Genomic DNA, 25,444 nt, shown 5'->3' on the forward strand with positions numbered 1-25,444 from the left:
TCACTCTCGTAAAGCTCATGTACTCTCTCACATAGATCCGGTATGTTAGATCAACAAAAAAAGACCCATGAATAAGTATATTCATGGGTCTGGTCTTGTATTAATCTATATTTTCGCCAACAATTTTCACTTCTAGCTCAAGCTCGACGCCGAAGTTTTCTTTTACTGTTGCTTTCACCATTTCTATAGTACTAATATAATCGGTTGCAGTTGCATTATTTTTATTGACTATAAAGCCGGCATGCTTCGTGGAAACCTCTGCACCACCAAAGCCTTTCCCCTGCAAGCCACTATCTTGGATAAGCTTCCCAGCAAAATATCCTGGTGGTCGTTTGAATACACTACCTGCAGAAGGGTATTCTAATGGTTGCTTCGACTCTCTTTGGTAAGTAAGATCGGCAATTTTTGCATCAATCTCTTCTTGGTTTCCTTTTTCCAATAAAAACTCCGTCGATAACACATAATAGCCTTTTTTCGTAATAATGCTTTTTCGATAGCCTAGCTCTAATTGCTCTTTCGAAAGAACAAGCTTTTCTCCAGCTGGAGTTAGCACGGTGCATTGCACAATGACGTCTTGGATTTCTCCACCATACGCTCCTGCATTCATCGCCATTGCTCCACCAATAGATCCGGGAATACCACAGGCAAACTCTAAGCCTGTTAGGGATTCTTGGGCAGCAGCCTTTGACACATCAATAATGTCGGCACCACTTTCGGCAATCACACGGTTACCATCAATGATAATTTTGTTCAAGTTCTCTAATCGCAGTACAATTCCGCGTACGCCACCATCACGAACAACCATATTTGACCCGTTCCCTAGTAATAACAATGGTATTCTATGTTCCCATGCATATTGGACAACAAAGGCTGCCTCGTCCTGAGTAGAAGGTGTGACAAATAGATCCGCCTTCCCACCCATTTTAGTTACTGTATGCAAATTCAATGCTTCATCTATTTTAATATTCGCTGGATTTAGTTGTTCCGTTAAATTTTGAAACCATTTTTGTTTATTCAAAGAGAGACAATCCTTTCTACTTTAACCTATTACCCTTACATAGTATGCATTTTTACTCTGAATATATCAAGTAACAATACTATAACCATTCTTTAGACCACGTCTCGATTTCACTAACTACTTCTTTTAGTGCAAGACCTTTTTCCGTCAGGTTATATTCTACCCGTATAGGCACTTCGGAAAAGACAGTTCTCTCTACTATTCCCTCTTTTTCAAGCTCTTTTAAACGCTCTGATAACAAACGACCACTTATAGGAAGTGACGATTCAATTTCATTAAATCGTTTTGCACCACCGATTAGCTGGTAAACGATTAGGGCAGTCCATCTTTTTCCGAGCAACTCCATTGCCTTTGACAAACGCGGACATAATAACGTTTCTTTCATCTGATTCACCTCTATCACTTCCTATTATAATCTTTTTTACTTCTTTTGTAAAATAAAAGTAATTAAATTACTTGACGTAACCAATATATTAAACTATATTTAGTTACATAAAGTAACCTAATGTTTATGTTTCAAGAAAACAGGTAAAGAAATATATGGTTTTATTAATTATTTTGAAATGAAAACTCTTGATTTCGAAATAATTTTGTTGTATACTAAAAAAAAACAATCCATTAGGAGGAATTACACAATGACAAAATTTAATCTTGACGCAGCACATTCTATGATTGACTTTTCTGTAAAACACATGATGGTTTCAAAAGTAAAAGGATCTTTCACTAATTTCACAGCTGATTTAGAAGGTAATACGGAAGATTTAACAGGAGCTACAATCAACTTTGACATTGACGTAAAATCAATCAACACTAACAATGAAGATCGCGATAACCACCTACGTTCTGCAGATTTCTTTGATATCGAAACTTACCCAAGCATCAAATTTGTTGCAACTGATATTAAGAAAAAAGCAGATGGTGAATATGACGTAACTGGTGACCTTACGATTAAAGACGTTACAAAACCAGTAACATTTGACGTTGAATATGGTGGTAAAGGTACTAATCCATGGGGCCAAGAAGTTGTAGCATTCTCTGCTGATACTAAAGTTAACCGTAAAGAATTTGGTTTAACGTGGAACCAAGCATTAGAAACTGGTGGAGTTCTTGTCGGAGAAGATATTAAAATCACTGTTGAACTTGAATTAAACCCAGCTCAATAATTAATAAATTATAAAAAGCTATCCTTAACTTTAAGGATAGCTTTTTTTTGACTAATAATCTTTAACAGATAAATCTACCTACTTTGTTTTCTGACTTTTGAAACTATTTTCCCTATAAATCGTATATACTATAGAATAAGATTTGGAGGGATATAAATGGAAGAATTATTAGGGTTAGGTCTCGGTTTTGTAGCAATTATTTTGACTTTTTCCATACCACTATCAGCAATTTGGACAAATCATTTACGAAAATCTCAAAAAATACGAGCTCTAATTGTGAAGGACGAAATCGAACTTGAAAAACTTCGATACAACAATTTTTTAGTCGAAACAGAAAAAATGCGTTTAGATCTTCAATTGAAGCAGGCTAGTCTTTTAGAATCGACCGATCCTTTAGTTTTAGATTTACAAAAACGATCGGTAAATGAAGCGCAAACTATATCTTATTAAAACTATCCTGAAACCGAAACTCTACAGAACCCTGTGAAAGCAATTGGTGAAATCGAGTAATTTTAAGTGGTTTTTGACAACTACTTTCTTAATGGAAGCTTTCTCTGTTTTTCTCACAAGAATATGGTATGTTATTTATATAATTGGATTTGATTTCCTTTTTATTGACTTAGGAGAGGGTGTGAGTTAGATGAACCTAGGGCAATTGATCAAGTTAGAGCGTCAGAGACAAAATATTAAACAAGAGGCTTTAGCTTCTGGAATATGCGTTCCCTCTTACTTAAGTAGAATTGAAAATGGCTTAGTTATTCCTAGTGAAGAGATAAGGCATCATATCCTTGCGAGATTGAATATTCCAGTGGACTCGTCTAATATCAATCATAATCAAAATATGATTGTTAAATTTAAATTACAGTTTAAGCAAGTTCTAAATTCTCGAGATAAAAAGCTAGCTAAACAGCTTCTACTTGATATTCAACTTTATAATGAAGAGCATCCACTAGGCGAAGAACGACTAACATTGCTTTTATGGGAAGCTCGTTTGATGCTTATGTTACCTGAAGTATTAGAGATACAAAGGAGCATTGCTATCTTAGGAGATTTCAAAAAAGAAATGACGATTGAACAGCTATTTTATCTCTACACAATTCAAGGTATTTCCGCCTATCAGGATAATCTATTTAGCCAAGCCTCTCAGTTTTTTAAAGAAGTTTTCCAGTTGATTAAAGGTTATCGCATGGACGACTGGGAGATGGCTGAATTATATTACATATCGGGGTTATCTCTATTATCCGAATCACGTTACATACTCGCTATTGATTATGTAAAAGAAGCCATTTCCTATTTCAATCAAGAAATATTAATCGAACGCTCAATTGAGTGCTTAATAATTCTAGGTATTGCTCAAAAAAATTCCGGTGCGTTAAAGGAAGCACTTGCTACTTTTGAACGGGCACGAGATATTAATTTAAAAATAGAGTCACTTGAGTACAATGGCATGATTGAGCATAATTTAGGCTCCTGCTTCTCGTTACAAAAAGATTCTCCACAAGCCCTGCAGCACTTTTTTTACAGTTTGGAAACAAAGCATAGTCCGGATGATCAAGTGGTGACCATTTTATCTATTTTGAAGGAGTATCACAAAAATGGTGATTTGCAGAATGCTTTAGAATGGTTGCAAAAGGGACAAGAAATTTCCGAGCACCTATCGATAAGCAAGAAGGATTTATATACAAATCACTTCTCCGTATATGGAGCGATATTACTAGAGAAGAAAGAGCTTATAACCATTTTTAAGAAAGCTTTAGATTATTTTGGAAGTAAGCAGGATTATAAACACTGTATGATTTATTGCCACGTATTAGCTAAGCGATTAGCTGAAACGAAACAATATAAGCAAGCGTCTATTTACTATGATTTAGGTTTTCAGTTTCATTTAAAGCGTTCAAAAGTATCTAGTTGGGAGGAATTGTCGTGAAGAAAGCTGTATTTGGTATTCTACTTTGTTTTGTTCTATTCGCACTTCCGGTCTTTAGTTCTAGTCATCTTGCAGAGGATGACAAACCAAAAATCACCGATGTTGGTGATTTAATCTGAAAATAGTTTAAAAGTAAACACCATTTCCTCTATGAGAAAATGGTGTTTATTTGTATCATGTTCGCCAAAAGCTATCTTACATATTGAAGAACTAACTGATATAGTGCTATGCAAAGTCCTAAAATACTTGCTTTTATTTTTGATGGATGGTTTCTTTCAGTGCGAAACAAGTAAAATAAAACAAATATAAAGCCCAACGGAACCCACAGCTGAAAGTCACCTTCTTTTGTACTCCTTGAATAAATTGGAGCAATGTAAGTGCTTATCATAAAATAAATAAAAATCGTAAAACGTCGAGTTTCTAATTGTTTGCTCCACCTTAGTAAAAAGAAAATAATAATTATTACAATAATCGTAATGTGTAAAGGGGAAGCATAATAGAACCGTTCCAAAGTTTAAATTCCATTCAGTTTCTCTCCCCTTTTTAAAAAAGCTACACTGTGTTAATTTTCATGTTTGTTTTTGACTTTCTTAAAGAAAGTACCGGTGCCAAGTATTTTTTTTAGAAACGCATCTCATTAAATGAATAAGAATATTAATTTTCTACTTTTTTTATATCGAATTTCATATGTTGTAAATCCCAAATATCTTCGTCAACATTAGAAAAGACAGTTATTTCAAGTTTCTGGCCAATGTTATATTTCTCTACATTTTCAAAGGGTATATCATATACATTTCCGTCCCGACTACTTTCATCACGCCCGCTATATTCTTTAACAACTAAGATTTCTTCTTCAACAAGTATCTCCTCTACTGTTCCTGTGAAAACGAAGTCCTCTTCATAATCAGAACAACCAGCAAAAAATAAACAAACCAATAATGATAAAAAACCTATTGTGATTTTATAATTCACAATAACACCTCTTTAAAAGATGGACTCGTTTTTATAGGAGAAACCACTATTCAACTGACACTTCTTCGTCGACAATAATATGCTGGCTATATACTTCTACAAACTCTAGGGTCTCTTCAATATTATCCACTAGTTCAAAAACATCTAGAATCATAACTAGCCTTATCGTCGTGTCTTCTCCAAAGATGTTTTTATACGTGACGTCTTTATAATGAGCTTTAACAAGAGGATCTATATCCTCCAATTTTACAGCACGTATGATATTAATGGTTTCTTCATATATTTTGTTTGCCATAATATCGGATAACGAAATGTGTTCGAACAATAATTTGACAGAAAAAATTTTATACATTATGCTCACCTCTTACTTATAACTCTATAATGTGAGCGCATAGAATACTATATATTTTATGTGTGAATGTAACGTGCCAATTATGCATTTAAACGAGTATTTTTATTCTTACTTTCATAGGCACTACACCAAAATATTCACTCAAATACTAAACTGACTTTCATATAATTCATAATAAAAACCTTGTTTCTTGAGGAGCTCTTTATGTGTCCCAGCTTCTATTAGTTCACCGTGATGGATGACTAATATTTTGTCTGCATTTTCAATCGTTTTTAAGCGATGGGCTATAACAAAACTAGTGCGTCCTTCTGATAGTCTATTTAGCCCTTGCTGTATATCGATCTCTGTCTTCGTATCAATACTGGAAGTTGCTTCATCTAAGATCAATATATCCGAATCTGCTAAAACGGCACGAGCTATTGCTAATAATTGACGCTGTCCTTGACTTAAATTTGAACCATTGCCGGTAATCTGAGTGTCATACTTATCAGGTAAATGCTTGATAAACCGATGCGCAGACGCTAGTTTCGAAGCCTCTATTACCTCCTCGTCAGTTGCCTCTAGTCTACCGTAACGAATATTTTCTAATATGGAGCCTGAAAATAGAAATGTATCCTGCAAAACAATACCAATTTTTTCTCGGAGCCTACTTATTTGATAATCCTGAATGGATTGCCCATCAATTTTAATGCTTCCAGAGTCTATCTCATAAAAACGCATAAGCAAATTGATGATGGTCGTTTTACCTGAGCCTGTTGGACCTACTAAAGCAATCTTTTCTCCTGCTATGGCTTCAAAGCTAATATTCTTCAAAACTGATTTCCCATTCTCATATGAGAAATCAACACTAGAAAATTCAACGTTTCCTTTTAAGTTATCTATTGCAAGAGTGTTCTCCTGATCGTGAAGGTCGGGCATTTCATCCATAATTTCAAATACTCGCTCCGCTCCCGCAATAGCAGACTGAAAGGTATTCAATAATGTGGAAAGCTGATTAATAGGTCGGAAAAATTGTCTTGAATAGTTAACAAATGCGGCTATTATCCCGATAGTTGCCATTTCCTGTACCGTCATCACAGCCCCAATTCCAATGATTAATGCTAGACCTAAATTGTTGATAAAGTTGTTGATAGGTCCAAGAAATCCCGATACAGTATCAGCTGCAGTTGCTGACCTGCGAAGTCGTTCATTTACTATCGAGAACTTGTTGAAATTCTTTTCTTCTTGCCCAAAAAGCGTAATCACTTCATTTCCTGAAATGGCTTCTTCTATAAAACCATTTAACTCTCCTAAATCACGTTGTCTTTTGATGAAGTTGCTACTACTATAGGTGATAATCTTTTTCGTAGTGAAAATAACTAATGGAACTACTAATAAAGACACTATTGCCAACACCCAGTTAAGGATAAACATCGCTATCGTTACACCTGTCACCATCATTACAGTCGAAATAACTTGAATTACACTCTGACTTAATGCGTTATTTAAGCTTTCAATATCATTCGTCACACGACTCATGAGGTCTCCATGCGTACGTTTATCGAAAAATCGTAAAGATAACGTTTGAAACTTTTCATACAAATCCTGACGTAATGACCTAATTGTCTTCAAGGACACTCTTACCATTAAAAAATTCTGTAGCCAAGTAAACAAGGCAGCTGCTGTATACACAATTGCCAATATTACTAAGAAGCGAAGTGTTCCGTCCATGTCCTTCGGAATTATATACTCATCAATGGTGACACCAATCATATAAGGAACTAACAAGTTTAGTAGAGTAGAAATTATTACCAATATAATGGATACTACAATAGCAATTTTTTGTTTCTCCATGTATCGCCAGATTCGTTTTATCGTTCCTTTTTTATCTTTTGCCTTCTCTACTGGTCCACCAAAACCTCTTGGGCCTCTTGCACGCCCTATTGCATTAGAAGCTGGTTGAGTTGATGCTTTACTCATAGGAAAGGACCCCCCTTCCACTTTGTGTCGCATAAATACTTCGGTAAACCTCACTCGTTTTAAGCAACTCTTCATGTGTACCATTTGCTACAATCATTCCATCTTCCATTACTAGAATACGATCTGCATTTATAATGGAAGAGACCTTGGATGATACGATGAATACAGTTGTACCCGCTAGATTTTGTTCAAGTGCTTGCTGTACTTGAACTTCAGATAATGCATCTATTGCAGAAGTCGAATCATCTAAAACTAATATTTTCGGATGTCGAATAAATGCACGAGTCATTGATAGCCGCTGCTTTTGTCCTCCAGATAGATTTGTAGCCCCCTGCATAAGTTCATGCGTAAACCGGCCATCTAATTTATTTATAAACTCACTTGCAGCCGCTGAATTAGCTGCTTTCTCCATGTCCTCTAAAGTCGCCTCTTCTTTTCCGAAGCGTATATTCTCCTCGATGGATCCTGCAAATAACGTTGCATTCTGCGGTACAAACCCAATTAATCCTCGTAACTTCTCAATAGAGTACTCTTTTATGTTTATTCCGTCGATCAATACCTCACCTAAATCTGGGTCATACAATCGAGGAAGGAGTTTGATAATTGTTGACTTCCCACTTCCTGTAGGTCCTATAATTCCAATTGTTTCTCCACTCTTCACATGAAAGGAAATATCTTTTAATACATATTCTCCATTTTTACTATAGCTAAAATTGACTGATTTAAACTCTATCTCTCCCTTGATATCAAAGTCCGATATAGGTTTTGCAGGATCAGTTATATCAATTTTCGTTTCCAATACTTGTTGGATTCTACCAGCGGAAGTAAACGATCTGGTAATTTGCATTAATACATGACTACTAGATACTAACCCGTTCATAATAATAGTTAAGTAATTGATGAAGGCTAAAATAACACCTACCTGTAGTGTTCCCTCATTAACTTTAATAGCGCCCATCCACATTCCAATGACTACTCCAATATTAACAACAAATAGCATTGCAGGCATAAGTGTCAGAATTACTTGTTCTGCCGATATATTACGTTTTGTTAACGCTTCATTCACACGTTTAAATGCCTTTATCTCATAATCTTGCCTATTAAATGCTTTAATCACACGTATGCCTGCGAACGTTTCTTGCAGCTTCGTATTCACTTTGTCCATAGCTTTTTGTACTCTCGCAAATAATTTACCGGTCTTATATGAGAAAAAATAAATTAAAGCGATCAAGATAGGAATAACGACGAACAACACAGGAAATAGCTCTCTAGCTGTAAACCAGACAATCGCAACTGCTCCTATAAACAAAAGCGGTCCTCTGACAAAAACACGCAAAGTCATCATTAGAGCTTGTTGGACAGCTGTAATGTCACTTGTCACAATCGTTATTAACTTTCCGACGCCAATATTGTCCATATTATTACTAGAAAAGCGCTCTGTCATTTTGAATACGTCTCTTCGAATATCAGCTGCAAAGTTTACAGCTGCTCTAGTGCTGTATATCGTACATCCTACGCCACCTATCAGCCCAATGACTGCAGTAACCAGCATTAGAAAACCAAGCTTCACGACATAAGCTGTATCGTCATTAGCTATACCATCATCAATAATATGTTGCATTATTGTTGGCGAGAGTAAATCCATCACCACTTCAATACACATTAAGATAGGTGCTAAAATAGCAAAAAGCATATATGGTTTAACATAAGGAAGTAATTTTATAAAAGATTTCATCGAATTCCACTCCCTAATAGTTCTCTTGCTGTAATCGTTCCGTTATTACTTTCATAAACGCAATAAGCCTCGGTGAATTTTCAGGAGTGCTACGTGTTTGCTTTATCGCTTTTCTCAACTCATGCTCCCATAAATCGATTGTTTCCTTTAACCGTATGGCTTCCTCAGAGTTTTGCCAGCTCCAACGAGCCTCCCAATTACCCCAAAATTCACCCTCTTTACGATTAGCAAACTCTTTCAGTCGACTTTTTCCCTTTTCATGAATGAAATAAGTTTTCTTATCCGATGAAGATTCGAGTTCTATCATTTCCTGCTCCAGTAATTCTTGAAGTGCAGGGTATACTGTTCCCGCACTAGCAGAATAATGTCCTGACGACCTAAATTCTAATTCCTTCATTATTTGATATCCATGCATCGGAGCCTCCTCCAATAAGTGCAAGATGGCCACTTGCACAAATCCTCGACGTCTTTTCATGTAAACCAACTCCTCTTTTATATCGATAACTTTAACCGATATATCGATTAAAAACAATAGTAAAGGAGTTACCCAATATGATCATTAGGCAACTCCTCTTTGATAAAGCTTATTAAATTTGTTGCGAATATTTCAGCTACTCTCGTCGATATATTCTACTTTTTCTAATGGTTCAAAGGCTGGACCTTCTAGCACATCACCATGAAAACTGAATCTCGATCCATGACATGGACAATCCCAGGATCTTTCTGCATTATTAAAGGAAACATTACAGCCCATATGGCTGCACGCTGGTTTTACCAAATAGACTTTTCCTTGCTCGTCCTTATAAGCTCCAACTTTTTTACCTTCTAGCATTATTAAATCCCCACTGCCGTTTTTTAAATCCTCTAACTTCAAATCAAGTAGCTCAGTCTTTCCTTTAATAAGCTCCTTTGCGACACTTGCATTGGTTTTTGCAAAGCTTGCAATATCTTCTTTTTTCATTTTAGAGCGGGTTGGATTATACAATTCTGCATAACGATTTTCTTTATCTAGTACAAGATCGGCCATTATTTTCGCCGCAACCGTACTATTAGTCATACCCCATTTAGCATATCCTGTAGCTACTAATACATCTGTCATTCCAACTGTCATCGTTCCGATATAAGGTAGCTGATCTAACGTAACTAAGTCCTGAGCAGACCAACGATAATCATAATTTTTCACTTTAAACTGTTCTCGTCCAAAAGCTGCTAGGTTTTCAACGTTTTCCATTGTATCTCCTTCAAAACGACCCGTAACATGACCTTCTCCTCCGAGCAGTAAATACCTTCTCCCGTCCTGTCCAAGTGCCGTTCGTACCGATCTCGTCGGCTTTTCTACGTTTATATACATCCCTTTTGGATAATTATCCGGAGCAATGGAAGCCAAAGCGTAGGAACGCTCTGAATGCATTCTCGCAAAGTATATTCCATCTCCATCATTAAATGGGAAATGACTGCATACTAGTATTTTATTTGCCTGAATTTGCTGACCTTCCATCAATTCTACTGTGTTCGACTTTACGGTCTTGGCACGAGACTCTTCAAAAAATTGCACACCATTTTCTATTGCTTTATCCATTAATGCCTTGGCATATTTTACCGGATGGAATTGACCTTGGCCCTCTAGTTTCAGTGCCTGCTTCACTGTATAAGGGAGTCCCGTATCCTTTGTTAGGGTTGCTCCTTCTATACCCAAAGTATTGTAAGCTTCCATTTCTTTTTCTACTGTTTCTATCCCAACCTCGGTATCTGCATAAATATAGGCAGGCATCGTTTCGTAGTGGCAGTGTATACCTAATTGTTCGATTGTTTGTTTAATAAATTCTTTTGCTTCCGTATTCGCATCATAGTAAAGCCGAGCATTTTCTTCGCCAAAGGTAGTAATTAGTTGCTGATAGATGGGGCCATGCTGGGCAGTCACTTTAGCTGTTGTAAATCCAGTAGTTCCTTCCAGTATTCTACTGCCCTCTACCACAATCACCTGACGACCACTAGTGCTCAGCAAATAGGCAGCGGTAATTCCAGTGAGTCCAGCACCTACAATGACAATATCTGTTTCGAGATTATCATTTATTTTAGGGAATACCGGTAGGTCATTTGTTGCTCTCCAGTAGGATTTAGATTCTTTTGGTAAAATTTGATCGGACATTGTATTTCCTCCTTTTTATACAGTGTCTATCTATTGATGAAACTTTATTCAATATTTTGCGTATAACAGAAAAACAGTTTTAGTGAGGAGTATGAACATGGATAGTTTTGGGTTCTTTTTTGTAGGGGCTGTACCTATTTTTATTAGCGCAGTGTTTATCATAGTATTCGGGTTTATTATTTTCGCAATTATTAGTGGGTTAAAGCAATGGAATAAAAACAATAATTCCCCTAAGTTATCCGTACCCGCTCAAGTAGTGGCAAAACGAACTGATACAAGTGGCGGTGCCGGTGAGAGCAGGGCTTCGACTTCCTACTATGTTACTTTTCAGTTTGATAGCGGAGACCGGTTGGAGTTACAACTTAGTGGAAGTGAATATGGAATGCTAGCAGAGGATGATTTAGGTGTATTGAGTTTCCAGGGCACGAGATTCCATTCATTTGAAAGAAAATAAGCACAATGCGTACTATAAGTTAAAATTCAGTTTTTATCGTTTTCGAATTGCTCTATTCAGACTTGAAGCTATATAAATATAGGATATTTTTTAGAGGCAGGTCGTGACTTATGTCATGACCTGCCTCTCTTTTTTCGATAATCTTTTGAAAGTGACTAATTTAAAGTTAATGGTTGATTTCACTTGTGTTTCCCGTTGGGTGAAGAAGAATTAACCCTTGTATTCCGGCAAAGGGTTTTTTCTTCTCATAAACACAAAGTTTTAACCAAATCGACTGTTTATATGGTTCACAATACACTTCGCATTTTGACAACGCCTAGCATAAGGCCCACCCTTCTTTTGTGCTTCCATGGAAAAACAAAAAAATACACACCTTAAACAAATACTTGCACCTATCCAATCTTATTAATCACACATTATTTATCTATATTGTATTTATTCATGAGTCAATTTCCGTGGGAAAATATTACATCAATTGATGTCGCGAATTTTAACTAAAATGACTGCTAGTTATGTATGCAAACAGCAGATCATTCAATCCACACTCACTCTTTTGGGATGAAGAAATACCAGGATCTTACCATCCTGGACGTCAGTAGAATAGCGTTCAGCTTCATCAACTGGTATTCCAATTTCCATAAGAGCATGCTTTAGTCCGCCAGCACCAGTGCTTGCTCCTACTACTGCTCCTCCAATTGTTGTAATAATAGGACCTGCAGCCAACACAGCGCCAAATCCGGGAATCAATATAGTGGATAACCCTGCTAACACGCCAGCTATGCCAATTGCTCCTCCAGTTAGAGCTCCTGCAATGGCACCATCCTTAGTTGAGGGTTTTACTTCCTGTGTTATTTCGGATAGTTCTTTTGTATTTTTGGCAATAACTGAAATTTCCCCAGTTGTATAACCTTTCTCTTTCAAATCTTTAACAACTTCAGAAGCTTGTCGTTCATTTTCGTATACGCCAATAACATGATTCTTCATAAAAAATTACCTCCTGTTGCTTCATCTATCTATTCTTTACCCGTTTATCTATTCTTTACCCGTTCTTTAGTTTTTCTAGACACCTTTCACGTTCAACCTTCATTCTTTATAGAATTCTAAACCTATTTTGCCGTTCTCGGAAAGTTACTAGATTAGCTCGTTATATGCATACTTACCTCTTACTGTAAGCGGTGAATTACTTCGAAAATAAATTTAAATGCACATCATAACGCGCAGAAATCTACTTTATGTTTTGGACATAAAAAAGACCATCGAATGATGGTAATGTTTAATTAAAAGCAACCTGTTAGTACAATAACAAAAAAAATTTATTGGTTAACACCAATATTTACATCCCATAGTCTATGAACATTTACTAATTCTTGTTCATTGAATTCCATTCTATAAATATCAGGTTTTGATGTGCTATGTAAAAAATTTAAGTCATAAGTACTATCGAAATATCCCATCATCAAGGTCATAACTGCCCCGTGAGTACCTATCACTACTTTTTTATCTTTAAAATTATCTAATAGTTCTTTTAAGACTTTTATAACTCTTTTTTGGGAATCAGCATTTGATTCTCCTCCCTCTAAAGAAAAATTTGAATCAAAAAACGACTTCTTCAAAAGTGGAACCAATTCCTTATCAGATACTCGATTGTCTTCAGAAGAAAATACCTTCTCTTTTAAATCTTCAAACACTAAAACTTTTTGCCCTATTTGTTGAGCTAACTTTTCAACAGTTAAAATTGAGCGTACATATGGACTTGAAACAACTGCATCAACTTCTTCATCTTTCATTATGTCAGTTACTCGTTGAGCATCTAAATAACCTTTTTCGGTTAATCCTCTTGTTCTTTCATTTCCTTCTTTTGGGGATTCACCGTGTCTCACCATATAAACAAATGTACTCATAATATATTTTCCCCCAAGGTTTATCTCTTATTTAGCATAGCCCTGTTCTACTAAAACGCCTAGTTCAATAAAAATAAATTAGTTTTTGATTGTTTCTCTTTTAGGATTATCTTTAATAGAAAACTTCTTTATAAGATCAATAATAAAGTAAAAAATATAAATATATCCTAATAAAACAAATACTGCCCAATAAGCCCCTGCTGTTAATTCAATCCACAACCATTTAAGTTCGCTAATTTCCATTGGTCTATTTAGTGCTTTTGCAAAGAAAATAATAATTGTAAGAGGTAAGATAGCAACTAATAGTAAGGATTTTTTTACCATTATAGGTGAAATTGTTATACGATAAACGGCCAATACAAAGAGAATTACCATCAATATGTGATGTAAACGCCATAGCACCTCTGAAATGATAAAAATCAACCTCCCTAATAATATTTATAATTAATAAATAAAACGATTCTTAAATCAAAATAGGTTCATCAACTTTCGTTGTTTAAGGACAGAAACTTATCTCATTAGCTGAACTGGTAACTTGTATAGCTTATTTTTCTTCTTAACTAAACAGCCCTGTTAGTTTATGTGAAAACATCCACAAACCAATTTTTACTTTTACAAGGTCTTGAAAAAATAAAAACGTGCAGGCCCGGATAGAGCTGCACGTTACTTTGTAAGATTTTACTTCAAATTGACAAATTTTAACCTTGTAAGCCTTCTTCTTCAGCTACTTTTTGTAACGCACCAACGAAAGTGTCTGTTGGTTGAGCTCCTGAAATAGCATACTTATCGTTTATTACAAAGAAAGGCACTCCGCGGACACCAATTTGTCCTGCCTTCGCAATGTCTATACGCACATCTGCTAAGTACTCTTTTGAGTCAAGAACCTTTTGTGCTTCTTCACGTGACAAATCAAGAGATTCAATCAGGTCAAGCAACACCTCATTATTTCCAATTTCTTTTCCTTCGATAAAGTAAGCATGCAACAATAACTCATTAGCCTCTTTTGCTTTACCTTGTGCAGATGCCCATTTCACTAATCGATGTGCATCTAATGTGTTAGCTGGTTTCATAGCATCAAAATTATATTCGAGACCAACTGTTTTTGCTTGTTCTACTACCCCAGCTGTCATCGTTTTCGCTGCTTCCACAGTAGATCCATATTTTTCTGCTAGCACTTCGTACATGGTTTTATCCGATTGCTTTGGTGAATGTGGGTCCAATTCAAAGCTTTTAAATTCTACTTGAGCTTGAGAAGCTAAACCTGTTTGCTCTAAAGCCTCTTCTATTCGTCTTTTCCCAATATAACAAAAAGGACAAACGAAATCTGACCAAATTTCAATTTTCATCTCCATCATCACCTCAGCTACATTGTAATAGGAATAAATCTTTAATTCAAAATTATTGCTTGCGAAATGGTAGATTTTTGGATAAATATTCCGTTTTACAAGTAAATCGACATCTTGAGCAAGTTTCCAGCTAGAGTCCGGGAGTAAAAAGCTAGTATGCGCAAGCAACTTCACCCTAGTAGCGAGTAAATCGTAGGGAGAGCAAGTAACTAGTTCTTCATCTTAAGAAAAACCTTGTATACCTCTGATTTCCGCTTCGGTCGGACACTTTCCGTGGGCACGCCTCTAGCCTGTAGTCTCTCCTCCCTCGTGCTGTCCCACTGGAGTCCGACCTACGCTACAATCAATAGTAACCTCTTTTATATAAGGAAAGTTCCATACAATATCACATTAATTAAAGTCTGGCTTTTACATCTATCATTGGAAAGGCGTTGCAATTGCGTGGTGGCACTCTTAGCCTTTGTACCCCATCTGTAAAGGAAATCATAAGATTTTATTCATTCTTACAATCCCCTTATACCCAGTGTTCACAGGACATTTTTATATTCTCCCTCTTATCAAAAAAAACGATGCAAGTTGCATCGTTTTTTCTACGTCTTATTCAGCTAATGCTTCTGTTAATGCTGGCACTACTTGTTTTTTACGGGATACTACACCTTTTAGAAGTGCAGTATTGTTTTCGAACTTCACATCGAATGCAGCTTCTGCTTTTAACGCTAATTTTCCTAGTGCTAATGCTACAGAGTCGTTGTTCAGAATATCTGTTACGACAAAGAAGAACAGATCCAATTCTTTTTCTTGGATCTCACGAGTGATCAACTCTTCAAGTTCTTCTTGACGATTCATCACATCACTCACATCCACAGCGTTTACTTGTGCGATAACAACTTTCGACTCGCCCATAGTGAATTCTTTTGCATCTAACGTAAGTAGGTCCTCTAAGCTCTTATCGCTTAAATCTGCTCCTGCTTTTAACATTGCAAGACCGTACTCTTCTACATTCACTCCTGCAATTTTTTCTAGCTCTTTTGCAGCTACAATGTCTTCCTCTGTGCAAGTAGGTGATTTGAATAATAATGTATCTGAAACGATAGCAGAGAGCATTAATCCTGCAACATTTGCAGGTACTTCTACACCTTTTTCTTTATAGATTTTATTGATAATAGTTGCAGTACAACCTACTGGCTCTGCGCGGTAGTAAAGTGGATCAGCTGTTTCAAAATTTGCAATACGGTGATGATCGATTACTTCTGTTACTTGGACCTCTTCGATACCATCTGCGCTTTGTTGTTTTTCGTTATGATCAACCAAAATAACTTTATTCGCTTCTGTTGATACGCTCTCTATAAGTCTTGGTGCCTCAAAACCGAATTTTTCTAATGCAAATTTTGTTTCGTTATTTAAATCACCTAAACGAACCGCTTCTGCTTCCACACCAATCTGATTTTTTAGGTGTGCATAAACGATTGCAGATGTAATTGTGTCTGTATCGGGGTTTTTATGTCCAAAAACGAGTACTTTTTCCATGAATAATCCTCCTAAAAATCTATTTCCGATTATATTTTATCATACATCTTGTGCGTCAATGAAAAGTAAATCCGCTAATTTATGCTTTTGATGTAGAAAATCCGCCAGAGTATATCCATCTAATACTTGTAGATAAGCATTCAAAGCCAAGCGAAGTGCTGCTCGTAATCCACAAACTGATGTAATTGCACAACTATTCGTTTGACAATCAAAGCATTCTACAAGATGAAAATCGTCTTCGGTATGTCGTACTACTTGTCCTATGTTAATAGCTTCTGGCTCCATTGCTAAACGGATGCCGCCGCCTCTTCCTCTTACTGTATCTATATAACCTAGTTTCCCAAGTTCATGTGTCACTTTCATCAAATGGTTTTTTGATATTCCATATGCGTCCGATATAGCTTGAATTGTGGAAAGTTTATCTTTTTCCTGTGCACCAAGGTATATTAACACGCGAAGCGAGAAATCTGTATACATAGTCATTCTCATATTGCCACCGCCATTCTTCCATATCATTATAACGATTTTGACAAGATTGTGGTATAAATGTGTCTGAATTACAAAAGATGTATTTAAGATATTGCTTTTAAATATTGTCAGGAGTATATTGTGGTTGTAATCAATAGAAAAGGACGTGTGTATAAATGTTATCTCAAAAAACAATTGATATCGTAAAATCTACAGCACCAGTATTAGAAGTACATGGTGTAGCTATTACTACTGCTTTTTACAAAAATATGTTCGAAGCTCATCCAGAACTATTAAATATATTCAATCACGCAAACCAAGCAAAAGGACGTCAACAAACAGCTTTAGCAAACACAGTATATGCTGCTGCTGTTCATATCGATAATCTTGCAGCAATTATTCCTGTAGTAAAACAAATTGGTCAAAAACATGTAAGTTTAGGTATTAAACCTGAACATTATCCAATTGTTGGAGAGCACTTACTTGGAGCTATTAAAGAAGTTTTAGGCGATGCAGCAACGGACGATATTATTAACGCATGGGCTGAGGCATACGGAGTAATCGCAGATGCATTTATCGGCATTGAGGAAGAAATGTATGTTGCTACTGAGTCTAAACAAGGTGGTTGGAGATTCTTCAAGGATTTTGTTATTGCTGACAAAGTAAAAGAAAGCGATAATATCACTTCTTTCTATTTGAAAACTGCTGATGGTTCTGTATTACCATCTTATGAGCCAGGTCAATTTATCACAATTCGTGTAAGTATCCCTGGCGAAAAATACTTGATGAATAGACAATATAGCTTATCAAAAGCTGCCGATAACGAATCTTTCCGTATTTCAGTGAAAAAAGAGGATGAAAATAATCCAGAAGGTAAAGTTTCTGTTCACCTTCACAATAATGTGAATGTTGGAGACAAGGTTGAGCTTACTGCTCCAGCTGGAGATTTCGTTTTAGATCCTGCCAAAACTACACCTGTTACTTTCGTAAGTGGTGGGGTAGGTATCACACCAATGATGAGTATGTTCGAAACAGTTGCGACAAATAATCCTAGTCTTCCTGTATCCTTTATCTATAGTGCCCGTAATGAAAACTTACATCCATTCGACAAAGATATTCGCACTTTGATGGAAAACATGGATGATGCAAAATATGTAACATTTTACTCTGAAAGTGGCGATGGTTTTATCACGAAAGACGTTTTGAAAGAACATGCTATTGCAAACGGAGATGTGTACGTTTGTGGACCAGTAGGATTTATGGAAGCGATGATCAATTATTTATTGGAGCTAGGAGTTCCAAACGAAAATATTCACTATGAATTCTTTGGTCCAGCAATGCAATTAGAATTGGCTAACGCATAATAAGTTTAATAAAAAGTGTTACTTCTATTTGAAGTAACACTTTTTCAATTTAGGAATTATTTTACTTATGAATAGATTTTAGGTTGTGTTCACTTATCAACAATAATGTTATAATTAGGAAAATAAGAAGAAATGAGTGAAAATGTCTAATGCCCAAAAATTCCGAGAGCAAATATATTCCATTGGCAGACTTTTTTAAACAATCGACCAACAAAGAAATCACATTAACATATGGGGAAATCGAAGCAATTATTGGGCATGTCCTTCCCAATGCCGCTTATTTAAGTAGTAGCTGGTGGAAAAAGACGAAGCCACCTGCACTACATTATTTTGCATGGACAGATTCAGGTTATTCCGTAAAAAGCGTGGAACTCGGAAAGGCCATTCACTTTCATAGTGTTTTACATGACATGGATGAACGGCAATCAGATAGTAATGACAATAAGGATATCCTAATTATTCGAGAGGCAGATTTAGAGGATGCACGCCCCTTTATAAACTTACAAGAAACGATTTTTGCAGAAACAGATTTTATGTTATTCGGAAAATCGGATAGACAATTGACCGTTCAAAGTATCCGCAAGAGCATGAATACATGGAAAACTTCTCCTAACTCCATTTTACTTTTAGCTATTATGAATGGGCAATATGCAGGCTATGTACAGTTCATAGGTGGACCAGCTCCACGTGCTGTACATCGGGCTTCGGTCGTTATCGGGGTCAAGCAAGCCTTTTCGAAGAAAGGAATTGCATCTTCGCTCATGCTTCAAGGAGAAAAGTGGGCAAAGGGATCGGGTATTTCTAAGCTAGAGCTTACTGTTATTAAAGAAAATATTAATGCTCAAAAGCTGTATAAGAAGCTTGGATTTGAATTAGAGGGTACACGAAAAAATGCTTTAATTATTCATGACCTATTTGTAGATGAATATTATATGGGGAAACAGATTTAAAAACAGAGGTTGTCCTTAAGTGGGCAACCTCTGTTTTATCTCATTTTAGATACAAATGGATTATCTGTCTCCCAAAATCTATACGGGTAATGTACAGCCTCTCCACTGTTTTCAATGCCTATTCTTGGACCTGTTGATATAGAGCTTACTTGCTCGCCCTCTGCCATATACAAAGGCTTATCCGTCCAATGTGAACCATAGTGTTCCATTGATATACCCATAGCTTTTGTTAGTTTTCCTGGTCCATTCGTCCACTGTTTCATCGGAAGATCATTACGGAATTCCTTCATCAGTTCTAAGCCTTCTACTGGCTCCACAGCACGTATTAATATCGCATTGGGAACATCCTCTGGGGCTGAAACGACATTGATGAGCGTATGGGTATGCATTTGATAAGTGTAGATCAAACCCGGCTCACCGAACATAACCTCTGTCCGTTTTGTTCTCCTATTCCCAAAGCTATGAGCTGCTCGATCATCGGGTCCCATATAAGCTTCTGTTTCAACAATTTTGCCAATAAGCAACCCACTTGGATGCTCATGGACAATATAATTCCCTAATAAATGACGCGCAAGCTCTAAGGTAGGCTGATGAAAAAAGCGACCATCAATGGGCTTCATCTTAAATAAACCCCATTTTTTTTGCTTCAAACGTTAGCTCTTCTCTAAACTTCGGATGAGCAATGGAGATAAGTTGTTTCGCACGCTCTGAAATTGGTTTGCCAAACATTTTAGCTACGCCATACTCCGTAACAATCATATCCACATCATTTTTAGAAGTCGTTACAACTGAGCCTGAAGTAAGACTTAGTTTTATACGAGAGATTTCATCATTTTTAGCTGTAGAAGTCATACATACAAAACCTTTTCCTTCATTAGCAAAACGAACACCACGAGCGAAGTCGGCTTGCCCTCCCGTAGATGAATAGTACTTTCCAGCAACCGTTTCGGATGCACATTGCCCAAATAAGTCGACCTCTGTAGTTGCATTAATCGAAACAATACGCTCCTCCTTAGCAATTTCTCGAGGGTCATTTACAATACTTACAGGTAAAAACTCTACAGAAGGATTGTTGTTTAGGAAGTCATACATTTTCTTTGAGCCATGCGCAAATGTAGCAATAATCTTTCCTTTATTTGTAAACTTTTGAGTTCCATCAATGGCACCTACTTGTACTAAATCCACAATTCCATCAACAAACATTTCTGTATGAATGCCTAAATGACGATGATTTTTTAATAAGCTCACTACTGCATTTGGAATTGAGCCAATACCAATTTGCAGTGTGTCCCCATCTTTAATCGTTTCCGTCACATACTCAGCAATTTTCATATCCTTCTCGCCAATAGGAACTGCAACATCCTCGAATAAAGGACGATCATTTTCAACAAATCCGGCAATTTGGCTAATGTGAATTTGATTTTGACCATAAGTACGAGGCATATGCTGGTTTACTTCTAATATAAATGGAACTGTACCGATAAACTCACTCACAATATCCGCCTGTGTCCCTAAGGAAAAGTAACCAAATTCGTCCATTGGCGAAGCTACTGCCATAATCATCGACAAATTTGTAGCGTTTCTTAATATACGAGGCATTTCATGAAAATGATTTGGTACTAAGTCCACTAATCCCTGGTGGAACTGTTTTCTCGTTGCCCCACTTAAAAAGTAAGAGACATGGTGTAGATGTCCAGGAAAGGCACCATTCATATACTTTCTAGATTGTATAGCAAGCAATTGATGGATTCTTACATTATTTAATTGATGAGCTTGATCCTCCAAAATATCCAACAGTTTATGAGGTTCTCCATTTGTTAGCGGTAAAATTATATCTGCATTACTAGGAATTAGATCGATCACTTGTTTTGCTGTCATTTGTTTGTTATTCATGTTGTTATACTCCTATGGTGTTCGATATTTTTGTAGTTGGTACTGTCATTAGAAATCCTTCTAGCTCTTTGGGATTCCGCAAAATGCATATATCTGTATCTTTTACGTTTCTTAAAATGTCGAGTGTATGTGGGCGGATATTCTTTGGATAACGCCAAACCCATTTAGCAAATTCCATGTCCATTTTTTCCTTGCAGCCCGGTGCCATATCCGGTCGTGTTTTCCCACGGTAAATCCACGCTCGTTTGAAAACCCTATATGTGCATAAAACTTTAGAAAAATCCAAGAAAATAATTAAATCTGCATAGGATGCTCGCATTTCTAATGTTGAGTCGAAATTTCCATCTATAATCCATTTATCTTTTTCTAGTTCTGTTTGAATTTTTTCTCGAAATTCAGGCTTTGGTGTAGGAACCCATCCTTCGTTCCAAAAAAGTGCATCAAGATGGATTAAAGGCAATTCCCATTTTTCAGACAATCTTTTGGATAATGTAGATTTACCTGCACCGCTTGAACCTACGATGAGTATGCGTTTATGTTTCAACTGATCCATCCTCTGCCTCCTTTGTTTAGCCAATCTTCATTTTACTATGTTTTCACCTGCAGGCAAAACAAAAACCTGTCCCTCTGGAGGAACAGGTTTTTGCATCTATTCTAATTCTACTTGCTTTGTTTCTGTACCTAGGAACATTACCGCCAGTACTCCGATAACAATAGCAACACAGAAAATACCAAATATAAATCCAATTTCATAACCAGCTGTTACCATCGTTCCAACTAATAACGGTCCTAAGATTCCTCCAATTCGTCCAACTGAAGCTGCCATTCCAGAGCCAGTTGCACGAATAACAGTTGGATATTGCTCTGGGGAGTATGCGTATAATGCTCCCCATGCCCCAAGGTTAAAGAATGATAATAGAATTCCTGAAACCATCAATAACGTCGTTGTCTCTGCAGATCCAAACACTAATGCACTTGCGGCAGTTCCTAATAAATAGGTTACTAAAACAAATTTACGTCCTGCCTTCTCGATTAACCACGCTGCAGAGAAATAACCTGGTAATTGAGCTACGGTCATGATCAATACGTATTCAAAGCTTTTAATGAGAGTGAATCCCTTAATGACCATTACACTTGGTAGCCATAAGAACATTCCATAATAGGAAAACACGACTGTAAACCAGACAATCCATAACATTAACGTTCGCTTCGAATACTTCTTTGACCAAACTTCACTCATGTTTTGTAAAATACTTCTGGATTCCGATTTTTTCTCCGTGTATTTAGGGGAATCGGGTAATTTTAAACGTAAGTAAATTGCATAGAACGCAGGTAGTGCTGTGATAATTAAAGCAACTCTCCAACCATAGTCAGGAATAACAAAATAGGCAATAATTGCTGATATAATCCACCCTGCGGCCCAGAAGCTTTCTAATAGAACAACTACTCTTCCACGTTCTTTTGCTTCTACACTTTCAGATACTAAAGTTGAAGCTACTGGAAGCTCTCCTCCAAGCCCCATCCCGACAAAAAAACGTAAGATTAATAATGCAGCTAGAGTTGTCGTTAAAGCCGAAAGTCCACTTGCAATGGAGAACATTAATAGAGTAATCATAAATACTTTTTTTCGCCCTACTTTGTCTGCCAAAACTCCAAATAGAAGGGCTCCTACTGCCATCCCTATTGAGTTTACACTACCGATCCACCCCATCTGTTCTGGAGATAAACTCCAATCTACTGCTAGAGCTGCAATGACAAATGATAGAATTCCAACGTCCATTGCATCGAACATCCACGCAAGTCCTGCTATTCCTAATAATTTATTTTTAGATATCTTTTTTTGTTCTTTCATAGCTTTGTTTTTCACTCCTGTCTTTACACCTGTAAAGTTTTTAGTTTACTTGTTTAGTATACGCATGTAAAAGTAAAGTTACAATACAAATTTTATCTTGTTTTTTACACTTTATTAGAGTAAAATGTCCTTTATACAAATACATATGTTTATTCAAGAAGAACAGAGAGGCGGAATATATCATGGCTTGGCAAGGACTAATCGAAGAGTATAAAGAGTTTTTACCAGTAACAGAAAAAACACCTAAATTGACTTTACTGGAGGGTAATACGCCTCTTATTAAGCTAGAAAATCTATCAAAAGAATTAGGGATTGAATTATATGTGAAGGTCGAGGGTGCAAATCCGACTGGTTCCTTTAAAGATAGAGGCATGGTTTTTGCAGTTGCAAAAGCAAAAGAAGAAGGAAGTAAAGCAGTCATTTGTGCTTCCACAGGTAACACTTCAGCTGCTGCAGCTGCTTATGCGGCTCGTGCTGGAATGCGAGCAGTTATTGTTATACCGGAAGGAAAAGTTGCTGCTGGAAAGTTAGCTCAAGCATATATGTACGGAGCAGAAGTCATTCAAATAGAAGGAAACTTCGATGTTGCACTAGATATGGTCCGTGCAATTAGCGAAACCTCTCCTATTACACTAGTGAATTCTGTTAACCCATATCGTATTGAAGGGCAAAAGACAGCATCCTTTGAAATTTGTGATGTATTAGGTAGTGCACCAGACTATCTAGCAATTCCAGTCGGGAACGCAGGTAATATTACTGCTTATTGGAAAGGGTTTAAAGAATATAACGAGAAAAAACAAACAGGTTTACCTCAAATCTTTGGCTTCGAAGCAGAGGGTTCAGCTGCTATTGTACAAGGAAAGCCTATTGAGTTTCCTGAAACAATTGCTACTGCCATTCGTATCGGAAACCCTGCAAGCTGGAAAGGCGCAGAAGCAGCACGTGATGAGTCCAACGGTGTTATTGAAGCTGTGACAGATGATGAAATTATCGAAGCGTATAAACTGATTGCAAGCAGAGAAGGTATCTTCGCTGAACCAGGCTCATGTGCATCGATCGCAGGTCTATTACGTTCTGTAAAAGAAGGAAAAATTAAAGCAGGAAGCAAGGTAGTTGCTGTATTAACTGGCAACGGCTTAAAAGATCCACAAACTGCAATCGATGTAAAAGTTGCTGAGCCACATAAATTGGAAAGTAGTGCACCAGCTCTTAGTGCATTTATAGAGGAGGTACTCGCGTAATGGTTTGGTGCATTTCAATTCCAGCAAGTACCGCAAACCTTGGACCCGGATTTGATTCCATTGGGATTGCATTAGATAAGTATTTGGAGTTTGAGGTAGAGTTAGCGTCCGATTGGAAAATTATCAACCTGTCTAGCAATCTTCCGGATGTTCCAAACCCACAGGATCACTTAATTGTCCAAGCTGCTGAAAAAACTGCCGAGTTACATGGTTTTTCACTTCCACCATGCACAGTGCGAGTAAAGAGTGAAATTCCATTAGCACGAGGGATGGGAAGCAGTGCTTCTGCAATTGTTGCGGGAGTTGAGCTAGCCAATCAAATAATGGAATTACATCTAACTGACAAGGACAAATTGAAGGTTGCAACATTAATGGAGGGACATCCTGATAACGCGGCTGCTTCCATTTACGGTGGCTTTACGATCTCTTCTAATGCAGAAAATGGAGAAATAAATGTATTTCATGCCAATCACATCGAGGCCTCTTTTGTACTATTTATCCCTAACTTTGAGTTAAAAACCGCTAAAGCTAGACAAGTGCTACCAGACAGCTATTCACGTAGGGAGGCAGCACAAGCAAGCGCAACGGCAAACTTGTTCACAGCTGCCTTTCTATCCCAAGCATTTGAACAAGCCGGAACTTATATGGAACAGGACTTGTTTCACGAGCCATACCGACTCGATTTGATTCCACAGAGTAAGGATATAAAATTTGCCGCTAAAAATGCAGGTGCTTACGGAACTTGTATTAGTGGTGCGGGACCTACCCTGCTTTCGCTTATTGAAAAAGGAACAGAAGAGGAATTCATCTCTAAGTTAAAAGGACAGTTCCCTGATTTCGACCTCGCCGCAATCCCTATGAATCGGACGGGTATTGTTGTTACGGTAAAAGATACAGAAAATGCTCGCTAAAGGAAGTTTCTACAATTTGAAGTAATTTATACGTCCTGTAAGAAAGGAAATCAGCGGTATCATTATATAGATACTTTCTTATTCATTTACAAAAAAGCAGTGCAACCTTCAAACGAGGTTGCACTGCCTTTTATCAAAGAATATAAAGTAAACGTATTTTACTCATTGTCTGTCAATAGCTTTAGCACCTATCCCCTTAAGTCACTTCAGAATTTCAGTAAAGACAAAGAACGTCTTTACGTGAAATCCCTCCAGTGCTTTT

At 36.9% G+C, this 25,444-nt stretch carries 27 protein-coding genes; 9 read left to right on the forward strand and 18 right to left on the reverse strand.

Translation table 11 applies throughout. The annotated features are described in order from the left end of the window. Window positions 1–100: 100 nt before the first annotated feature. Together murB and ACIQX2_RS12390 are read right to left on the reverse strand one after the other, a co-directional pair. Window positions 101–1,018 carry a UDP-N-acetylmuramate dehydrogenase gene (gene murB, locus ACIQX2_RS12385; protein ID WP_402850685.1) on the reverse strand — a complete coding sequence of 306 codons (918 nt, stop codon included), beginning with the start codon at window positions 1,016–1,018 and terminating at the stop codon, window positions 101–103. Between the two features lie 79 nt (window positions 1,019–1,097). Next, complete coding sequence (locus ACIQX2_RS12390) at window positions 1,098–1,403, reverse strand: winged helix-turn-helix transcriptional regulator (RefSeq protein ID WP_402851320.1); 306 nt, start codon at window positions 1,401–1,403, stop codon at window positions 1,098–1,100. A 250-nt stretch (window positions 1,404–1,653) separates the two neighbouring features. Between ACIQX2_RS12390 and ACIQX2_RS12395 the strand changes: the two genes are divergently transcribed. From ACIQX2_RS12395 to ACIQX2_RS12410, 4 genes are all read left to right on the forward strand, one after another. After that, window positions 1,654–2,181, forward strand: coding sequence for a YceI family protein (locus ACIQX2_RS12395; RefSeq protein WP_402850687.1), 528 nt, complete (start codon window positions 1,654–1,656; stop codon window positions 2,179–2,181). A 156-nt stretch (window positions 2,182–2,337) separates the two neighbouring features. Beyond that, complete coding sequence (locus ACIQX2_RS12400; protein WP_402850689.1) at window positions 2,338–2,631, forward strand: hypothetical protein; 294 nt, start codon at window positions 2,338–2,340, stop codon at window positions 2,629–2,631. Between the two features lie 190 nt (window positions 2,632–2,821). After that, the gene (locus ACIQX2_RS12405; RefSeq protein WP_402850692.1) at window positions 2,822–4,108 is read left to right on the forward strand and encodes a helix-turn-helix domain-containing protein; all 1,287 of its coding nucleotides are present in this window, start codon (window positions 2,822–2,824) and stop codon (window positions 4,106–4,108) included. Then, on the forward strand, window positions 4,105–4,227 hold the full coding sequence (locus ACIQX2_RS12410; RefSeq protein WP_402850694.1) for a hypothetical protein: 123 nt from the start codon (window positions 4,105–4,107) through the stop codon (window positions 4,225–4,227). Before ACIQX2_RS12405 ends, ACIQX2_RS12410 begins: the two co-directional genes overlap by 4 nt. Window positions 4,228–4,762: 535 nt before the next feature. Here ACIQX2_RS12410 and ACIQX2_RS12415 read toward each other — a convergent pair. From ACIQX2_RS12415 to ACIQX2_RS12440, 6 genes are all read right to left on the reverse strand, one after another. Next, window positions 4,763–5,080 carry a hypothetical protein gene (locus ACIQX2_RS12415; RefSeq protein WP_402850697.1) on the reverse strand — a complete coding sequence of 106 codons (318 nt, stop codon included), beginning with the start codon at window positions 5,078–5,080 and terminating at the stop codon, window positions 4,763–4,765. 46 nt (window positions 5,081–5,126) lie between these two features. Beyond that, complete coding sequence (locus ACIQX2_RS12420) at window positions 5,127–5,432, reverse strand: DUF4288 domain-containing protein (RefSeq protein WP_402850700.1); 306 nt, start codon at window positions 5,430–5,432, stop codon at window positions 5,127–5,129. 141 nt (window positions 5,433–5,573) lie between these two features. After that, on the reverse strand, window positions 5,574–7,265 hold the full coding sequence (locus tag ACIQX2_RS12425) for an ABC transporter ATP-binding protein (RefSeq protein ID WP_402851324.1): 1,692 nt from the start codon (window positions 7,263–7,265) through the stop codon (window positions 5,574–5,576). A 118-nt stretch (window positions 7,266–7,383) separates the two neighbouring features. Then, a complete protein-coding gene (locus ACIQX2_RS12430; protein WP_402850703.1) occupies window positions 7,384–9,126 on the reverse strand; it encodes an ABC transporter ATP-binding protein in 1,743 nt (580 codons plus the stop codon). 13 nt (window positions 9,127–9,139) lie between these two features. Further along, entirely contained in the window at window positions 9,140–9,601 is a 462-nt protein-coding gene (locus ACIQX2_RS12435; protein ID WP_402850706.1) for a PadR family transcriptional regulator, read from the reverse strand. Window positions 9,602–9,733: 132 nt separating this feature from the next. Next, on the reverse strand, window positions 9,734–11,275 hold the full coding sequence (locus tag ACIQX2_RS12440; protein ID WP_402850709.1) for an FAD-dependent oxidoreductase: 1,542 nt from the start codon (window positions 11,273–11,275) through the stop codon (window positions 9,734–9,736). A 97-nt stretch (window positions 11,276–11,372) separates the two neighbouring features. On the opposite strand from ACIQX2_RS12440, the gene ACIQX2_RS12445 reads away from it, so the two are divergent. Then, entirely contained in the window at window positions 11,373–11,729 is a 357-nt protein-coding gene (locus tag ACIQX2_RS12445; RefSeq protein WP_402850711.1) for a DUF2500 domain-containing protein, read from the forward strand. Between the two features lie 534 nt (window positions 11,730–12,263). Here ACIQX2_RS12445 and ACIQX2_RS12450 read toward each other — a convergent pair. From ACIQX2_RS12450 to ACIQX2_RS12475, 6 genes are all read right to left on the reverse strand, one after another. After that, the gene (locus tag ACIQX2_RS12450; protein WP_402850714.1) at window positions 12,264–12,713 is read right to left on the reverse strand and encodes a general stress protein; all 450 of its coding nucleotides are present in this window, start codon (window positions 12,711–12,713) and stop codon (window positions 12,264–12,266) included. 329 nt (window positions 12,714–13,042) lie between these two features. Further along, window positions 13,043–13,630, reverse strand: coding sequence for a histidine phosphatase family protein (locus tag ACIQX2_RS12455; RefSeq protein WP_402850717.1), 588 nt, complete (start codon window positions 13,628–13,630; stop codon window positions 13,043–13,045). Between the two features lie 78 nt (window positions 13,631–13,708). After that, entirely contained in the window at window positions 13,709–14,053 is a 345-nt protein-coding gene (locus ACIQX2_RS12460; RefSeq protein ID WP_402850720.1) for a hypothetical protein, read from the reverse strand. 275 nt (window positions 14,054–14,328) lie between these two features. Beyond that, window positions 14,329–14,976 (reverse strand): DsbA family oxidoreductase, encoded by a 648-nt coding sequence (locus ACIQX2_RS12465; protein WP_402850723.1) that lies wholly within the window; start codon window positions 14,974–14,976, stop codon window positions 14,329–14,331. Between the two features lie 597 nt (window positions 14,977–15,573). Beyond that, entirely contained in the window at window positions 15,574–16,503 is a 930-nt protein-coding gene (locus tag ACIQX2_RS12470) for a manganese-dependent inorganic pyrophosphatase (protein WP_402850726.1), read from the reverse strand. Between the two features lie 39 nt (window positions 16,504–16,542). Continuing rightward, window positions 16,543–16,992: an RrF2 family transcriptional regulator gene (locus ACIQX2_RS12475; RefSeq protein ID WP_402850729.1), complete on the reverse strand. Its 450-nt coding sequence runs from the start codon at window positions 16,990–16,992 to the stop codon at window positions 16,543–16,545. A 155-nt stretch (window positions 16,993–17,147) separates the two neighbouring features. Between ACIQX2_RS12475 and hmpA the strand changes: the two genes are divergently transcribed. Further along, window positions 17,148–18,335 (forward strand): NO-inducible flavohemoprotein, encoded by a 1,188-nt coding sequence (gene hmpA / locus ACIQX2_RS12480; RefSeq protein ID WP_402850732.1) that lies wholly within the window; start codon window positions 17,148–17,150, stop codon window positions 18,333–18,335. A 149-nt stretch (window positions 18,336–18,484) separates the two neighbouring features. Next, window positions 18,485–19,285, forward strand: coding sequence for a GNAT family N-acetyltransferase (locus ACIQX2_RS12485; RefSeq protein WP_402850735.1), 801 nt, complete (start codon window positions 18,485–18,487; stop codon window positions 19,283–19,285). A gap of 35 nt (window positions 19,286–19,320) precedes the next feature. Here ACIQX2_RS12485 and ACIQX2_RS12490 read toward each other — a convergent pair whose 3' ends face one another. The 4 genes from ACIQX2_RS12490 to ACIQX2_RS12505 all read right to left on the reverse strand — a co-directional run bounded on the left by ACIQX2_RS12490 (window position 19,321) and on the right by ACIQX2_RS12505 (window position 23,030). Continuing rightward, the gene (locus ACIQX2_RS12490; RefSeq protein ID WP_402850738.1) at window positions 19,321–19,905 is read right to left on the reverse strand and encodes a DNA-3-methyladenine glycosylase; all 585 of its coding nucleotides are present in this window, start codon (window positions 19,903–19,905) and stop codon (window positions 19,321–19,323) included. 1 nt (window position 19,906) lies between these two features. Further along, a complete protein-coding gene (locus ACIQX2_RS12495; RefSeq protein ID WP_402850740.1) occupies window positions 19,907–21,178 on the reverse strand; it encodes an acetyl-CoA hydrolase/transferase family protein in 1,272 nt (423 codons plus the stop codon). Between the two features lie 4 nt (window positions 21,179–21,182). Then, a complete protein-coding gene (locus ACIQX2_RS12500; RefSeq protein WP_402850743.1) occupies window positions 21,183–21,731 on the reverse strand; it encodes a DNA topology modulation protein in 549 nt (182 codons plus the stop codon). Between the two features lie 96 nt (window positions 21,732–21,827). Further along, window positions 21,828–23,030, reverse strand: a complete 1,203-nt coding sequence (locus tag ACIQX2_RS12505; protein ID WP_402850746.1) for an MFS transporter — start codon at window positions 23,028–23,030, stop codon at window positions 21,828–21,830. A 182-nt stretch (window positions 23,031–23,212) separates the two neighbouring features. Between ACIQX2_RS12505 and thrC the strand changes: the two genes are divergently transcribed. Together thrC and thrB are read left to right on the forward strand one after the other, a co-directional pair. Then, window positions 23,213–24,271 carry a threonine synthase gene (gene thrC / locus ACIQX2_RS12510; RefSeq protein ID WP_402850749.1) on the forward strand — a complete coding sequence of 353 codons (1,059 nt, stop codon included), beginning with the start codon at window positions 23,213–23,215 and terminating at the stop codon, window positions 24,269–24,271. After that, window positions 24,271–25,182, forward strand: a complete 912-nt coding sequence (gene thrB, locus ACIQX2_RS12515) for a homoserine kinase (protein ID WP_402850752.1) — start codon at window positions 24,271–24,273, stop codon at window positions 25,180–25,182. The genes thrC and thrB overlap by 1 nt, the downstream gene beginning before the upstream one ends. The last annotated feature ends 262 nt before the right edge of the window (window positions 25,183–25,444 follow it).

This window comes from Psychrobacillus sp. NPDC096623 (assembly GCF_044762655.1).
Classification (GTDB): domain Bacteria; phylum Bacillota; class Bacilli; order Bacillales_A; family Planococcaceae; genus Psychrobacillus.

Coding starts and splice junctions, on each gene's coding strand:
- ACIQX2_RS12485 (WP_402850735.1), top strand. CDS start 18,485: ATGCCCAAAAATTCCGAGAGCAAATATATTCCATTGGCAGACTTTTTT.
- ACIQX2_RS12500 (WP_402850743.1), bottom strand. CDS start 21,731: ATGGATCAGTTGAAACATAAACGCATACTCATCGTAGGTTCAAGCGGT.
- ACIQX2_RS12435 (WP_402850706.1), bottom strand. CDS start 9,601: ATGAAAAGACGTCGAGGATTTGTGCAAGTGGCCATCTTGCACTTATTG.
- ACIQX2_RS12450 (WP_402850714.1), bottom strand. CDS start 12,713: ATGAAGAATCATGTTATTGGCGTATACGAAAATGAACGACAAGCTTCT.
- ACIQX2_RS12390 (WP_402851320.1), bottom strand. CDS start 1,403: ATGAAAGAAACGTTATTATGTCCGCGTTTGTCAAAGGCAATGGAGTTG.
- ACIQX2_RS12445 (WP_402850711.1), top strand. CDS start 11,373: ATGGATAGTTTTGGGTTCTTTTTTGTAGGGGCTGTACCTATTTTTATT.
- thrB (WP_402850752.1), top strand. CDS start 24,271: ATGGTTTGGTGCATTTCAATTCCAGCAAGTACCGCAAACCTTGGACCC.
- ACIQX2_RS12395 (WP_402850687.1), top strand. CDS start 1,654: ATGACAAAATTTAATCTTGACGCAGCACATTCTATGATTGACTTTTCT.
- ACIQX2_RS12455 (WP_402850717.1), bottom strand. CDS start 13,630: ATGAGTACATTTGTTTATATGGTGAGACACGGTGAATCCCCAAAAGAA.
- ACIQX2_RS12420 (WP_402850700.1), bottom strand. CDS start 5,432: ATGTATAAAATTTTTTCTGTCAAATTATTGTTCGAACACATTTCGTTA.
- ACIQX2_RS12470 (WP_402850726.1), bottom strand. CDS start 16,503: ATGGAAAAAGTACTCGTTTTTGGACATAAAAACCCCGATACAGACACA.
- ACIQX2_RS12430 (WP_402850703.1), bottom strand. CDS start 9,126: ATGAAATCTTTTATAAAATTACTTCCTTATGTTAAACCATATATGCTT.
- ACIQX2_RS12400 (WP_402850689.1), top strand. CDS start 2,338: ATGGAAGAATTATTAGGGTTAGGTCTCGGTTTTGTAGCAATTATTTTG.
- ACIQX2_RS12475 (WP_402850729.1), bottom strand. CDS start 16,992: ATGAGAATGACTATGTATACAGATTTCTCGCTTCGCGTGTTAATATAC.
- ACIQX2_RS12495 (WP_402850740.1), bottom strand. CDS start 21,178: ATGAATAACAAACAAATGACAGCAAAACAAGTGATCGATCTAATTCCT.
- ACIQX2_RS12465 (WP_402850723.1), bottom strand. CDS start 14,976: ATGAAAATTGAAATTTGGTCAGATTTCGTTTGTCCTTTTTGTTATATT.
- ACIQX2_RS12490 (WP_402850738.1), bottom strand. CDS start 19,905: ATGAAGCCCATTGATGGTCGCTTTTTTCATCAGCCTACCTTAGAGCTT.
- ACIQX2_RS12505 (WP_402850746.1), bottom strand. CDS start 23,030: ATGAAAGAACAAAAAAAGATATCTAAAAATAAATTATTAGGAATAGCA.
- ACIQX2_RS12425 (WP_402851324.1), bottom strand. CDS start 7,265: ATGGAGAAACAAAAAATTGCTATTGTAGTATCCATTATATTGGTAATA.
- hmpA (WP_402850732.1), top strand. CDS start 17,148: ATGTTATCTCAAAAAACAATTGATATCGTAAAATCTACAGCACCAGTA.
- ACIQX2_RS12405 (WP_402850692.1), top strand. CDS start 2,822: ATGAACCTAGGGCAATTGATCAAGTTAGAGCGTCAGAGACAAAATATT.
- thrC (WP_402850749.1), top strand. CDS start 23,213: ATGGCTTGGCAAGGACTAATCGAAGAGTATAAAGAGTTTTTACCAGTA.
- ACIQX2_RS12440 (WP_402850709.1), bottom strand. CDS start 11,275: ATGTCCGATCAAATTTTACCAAAAGAATCTAAATCCTACTGGAGAGCA.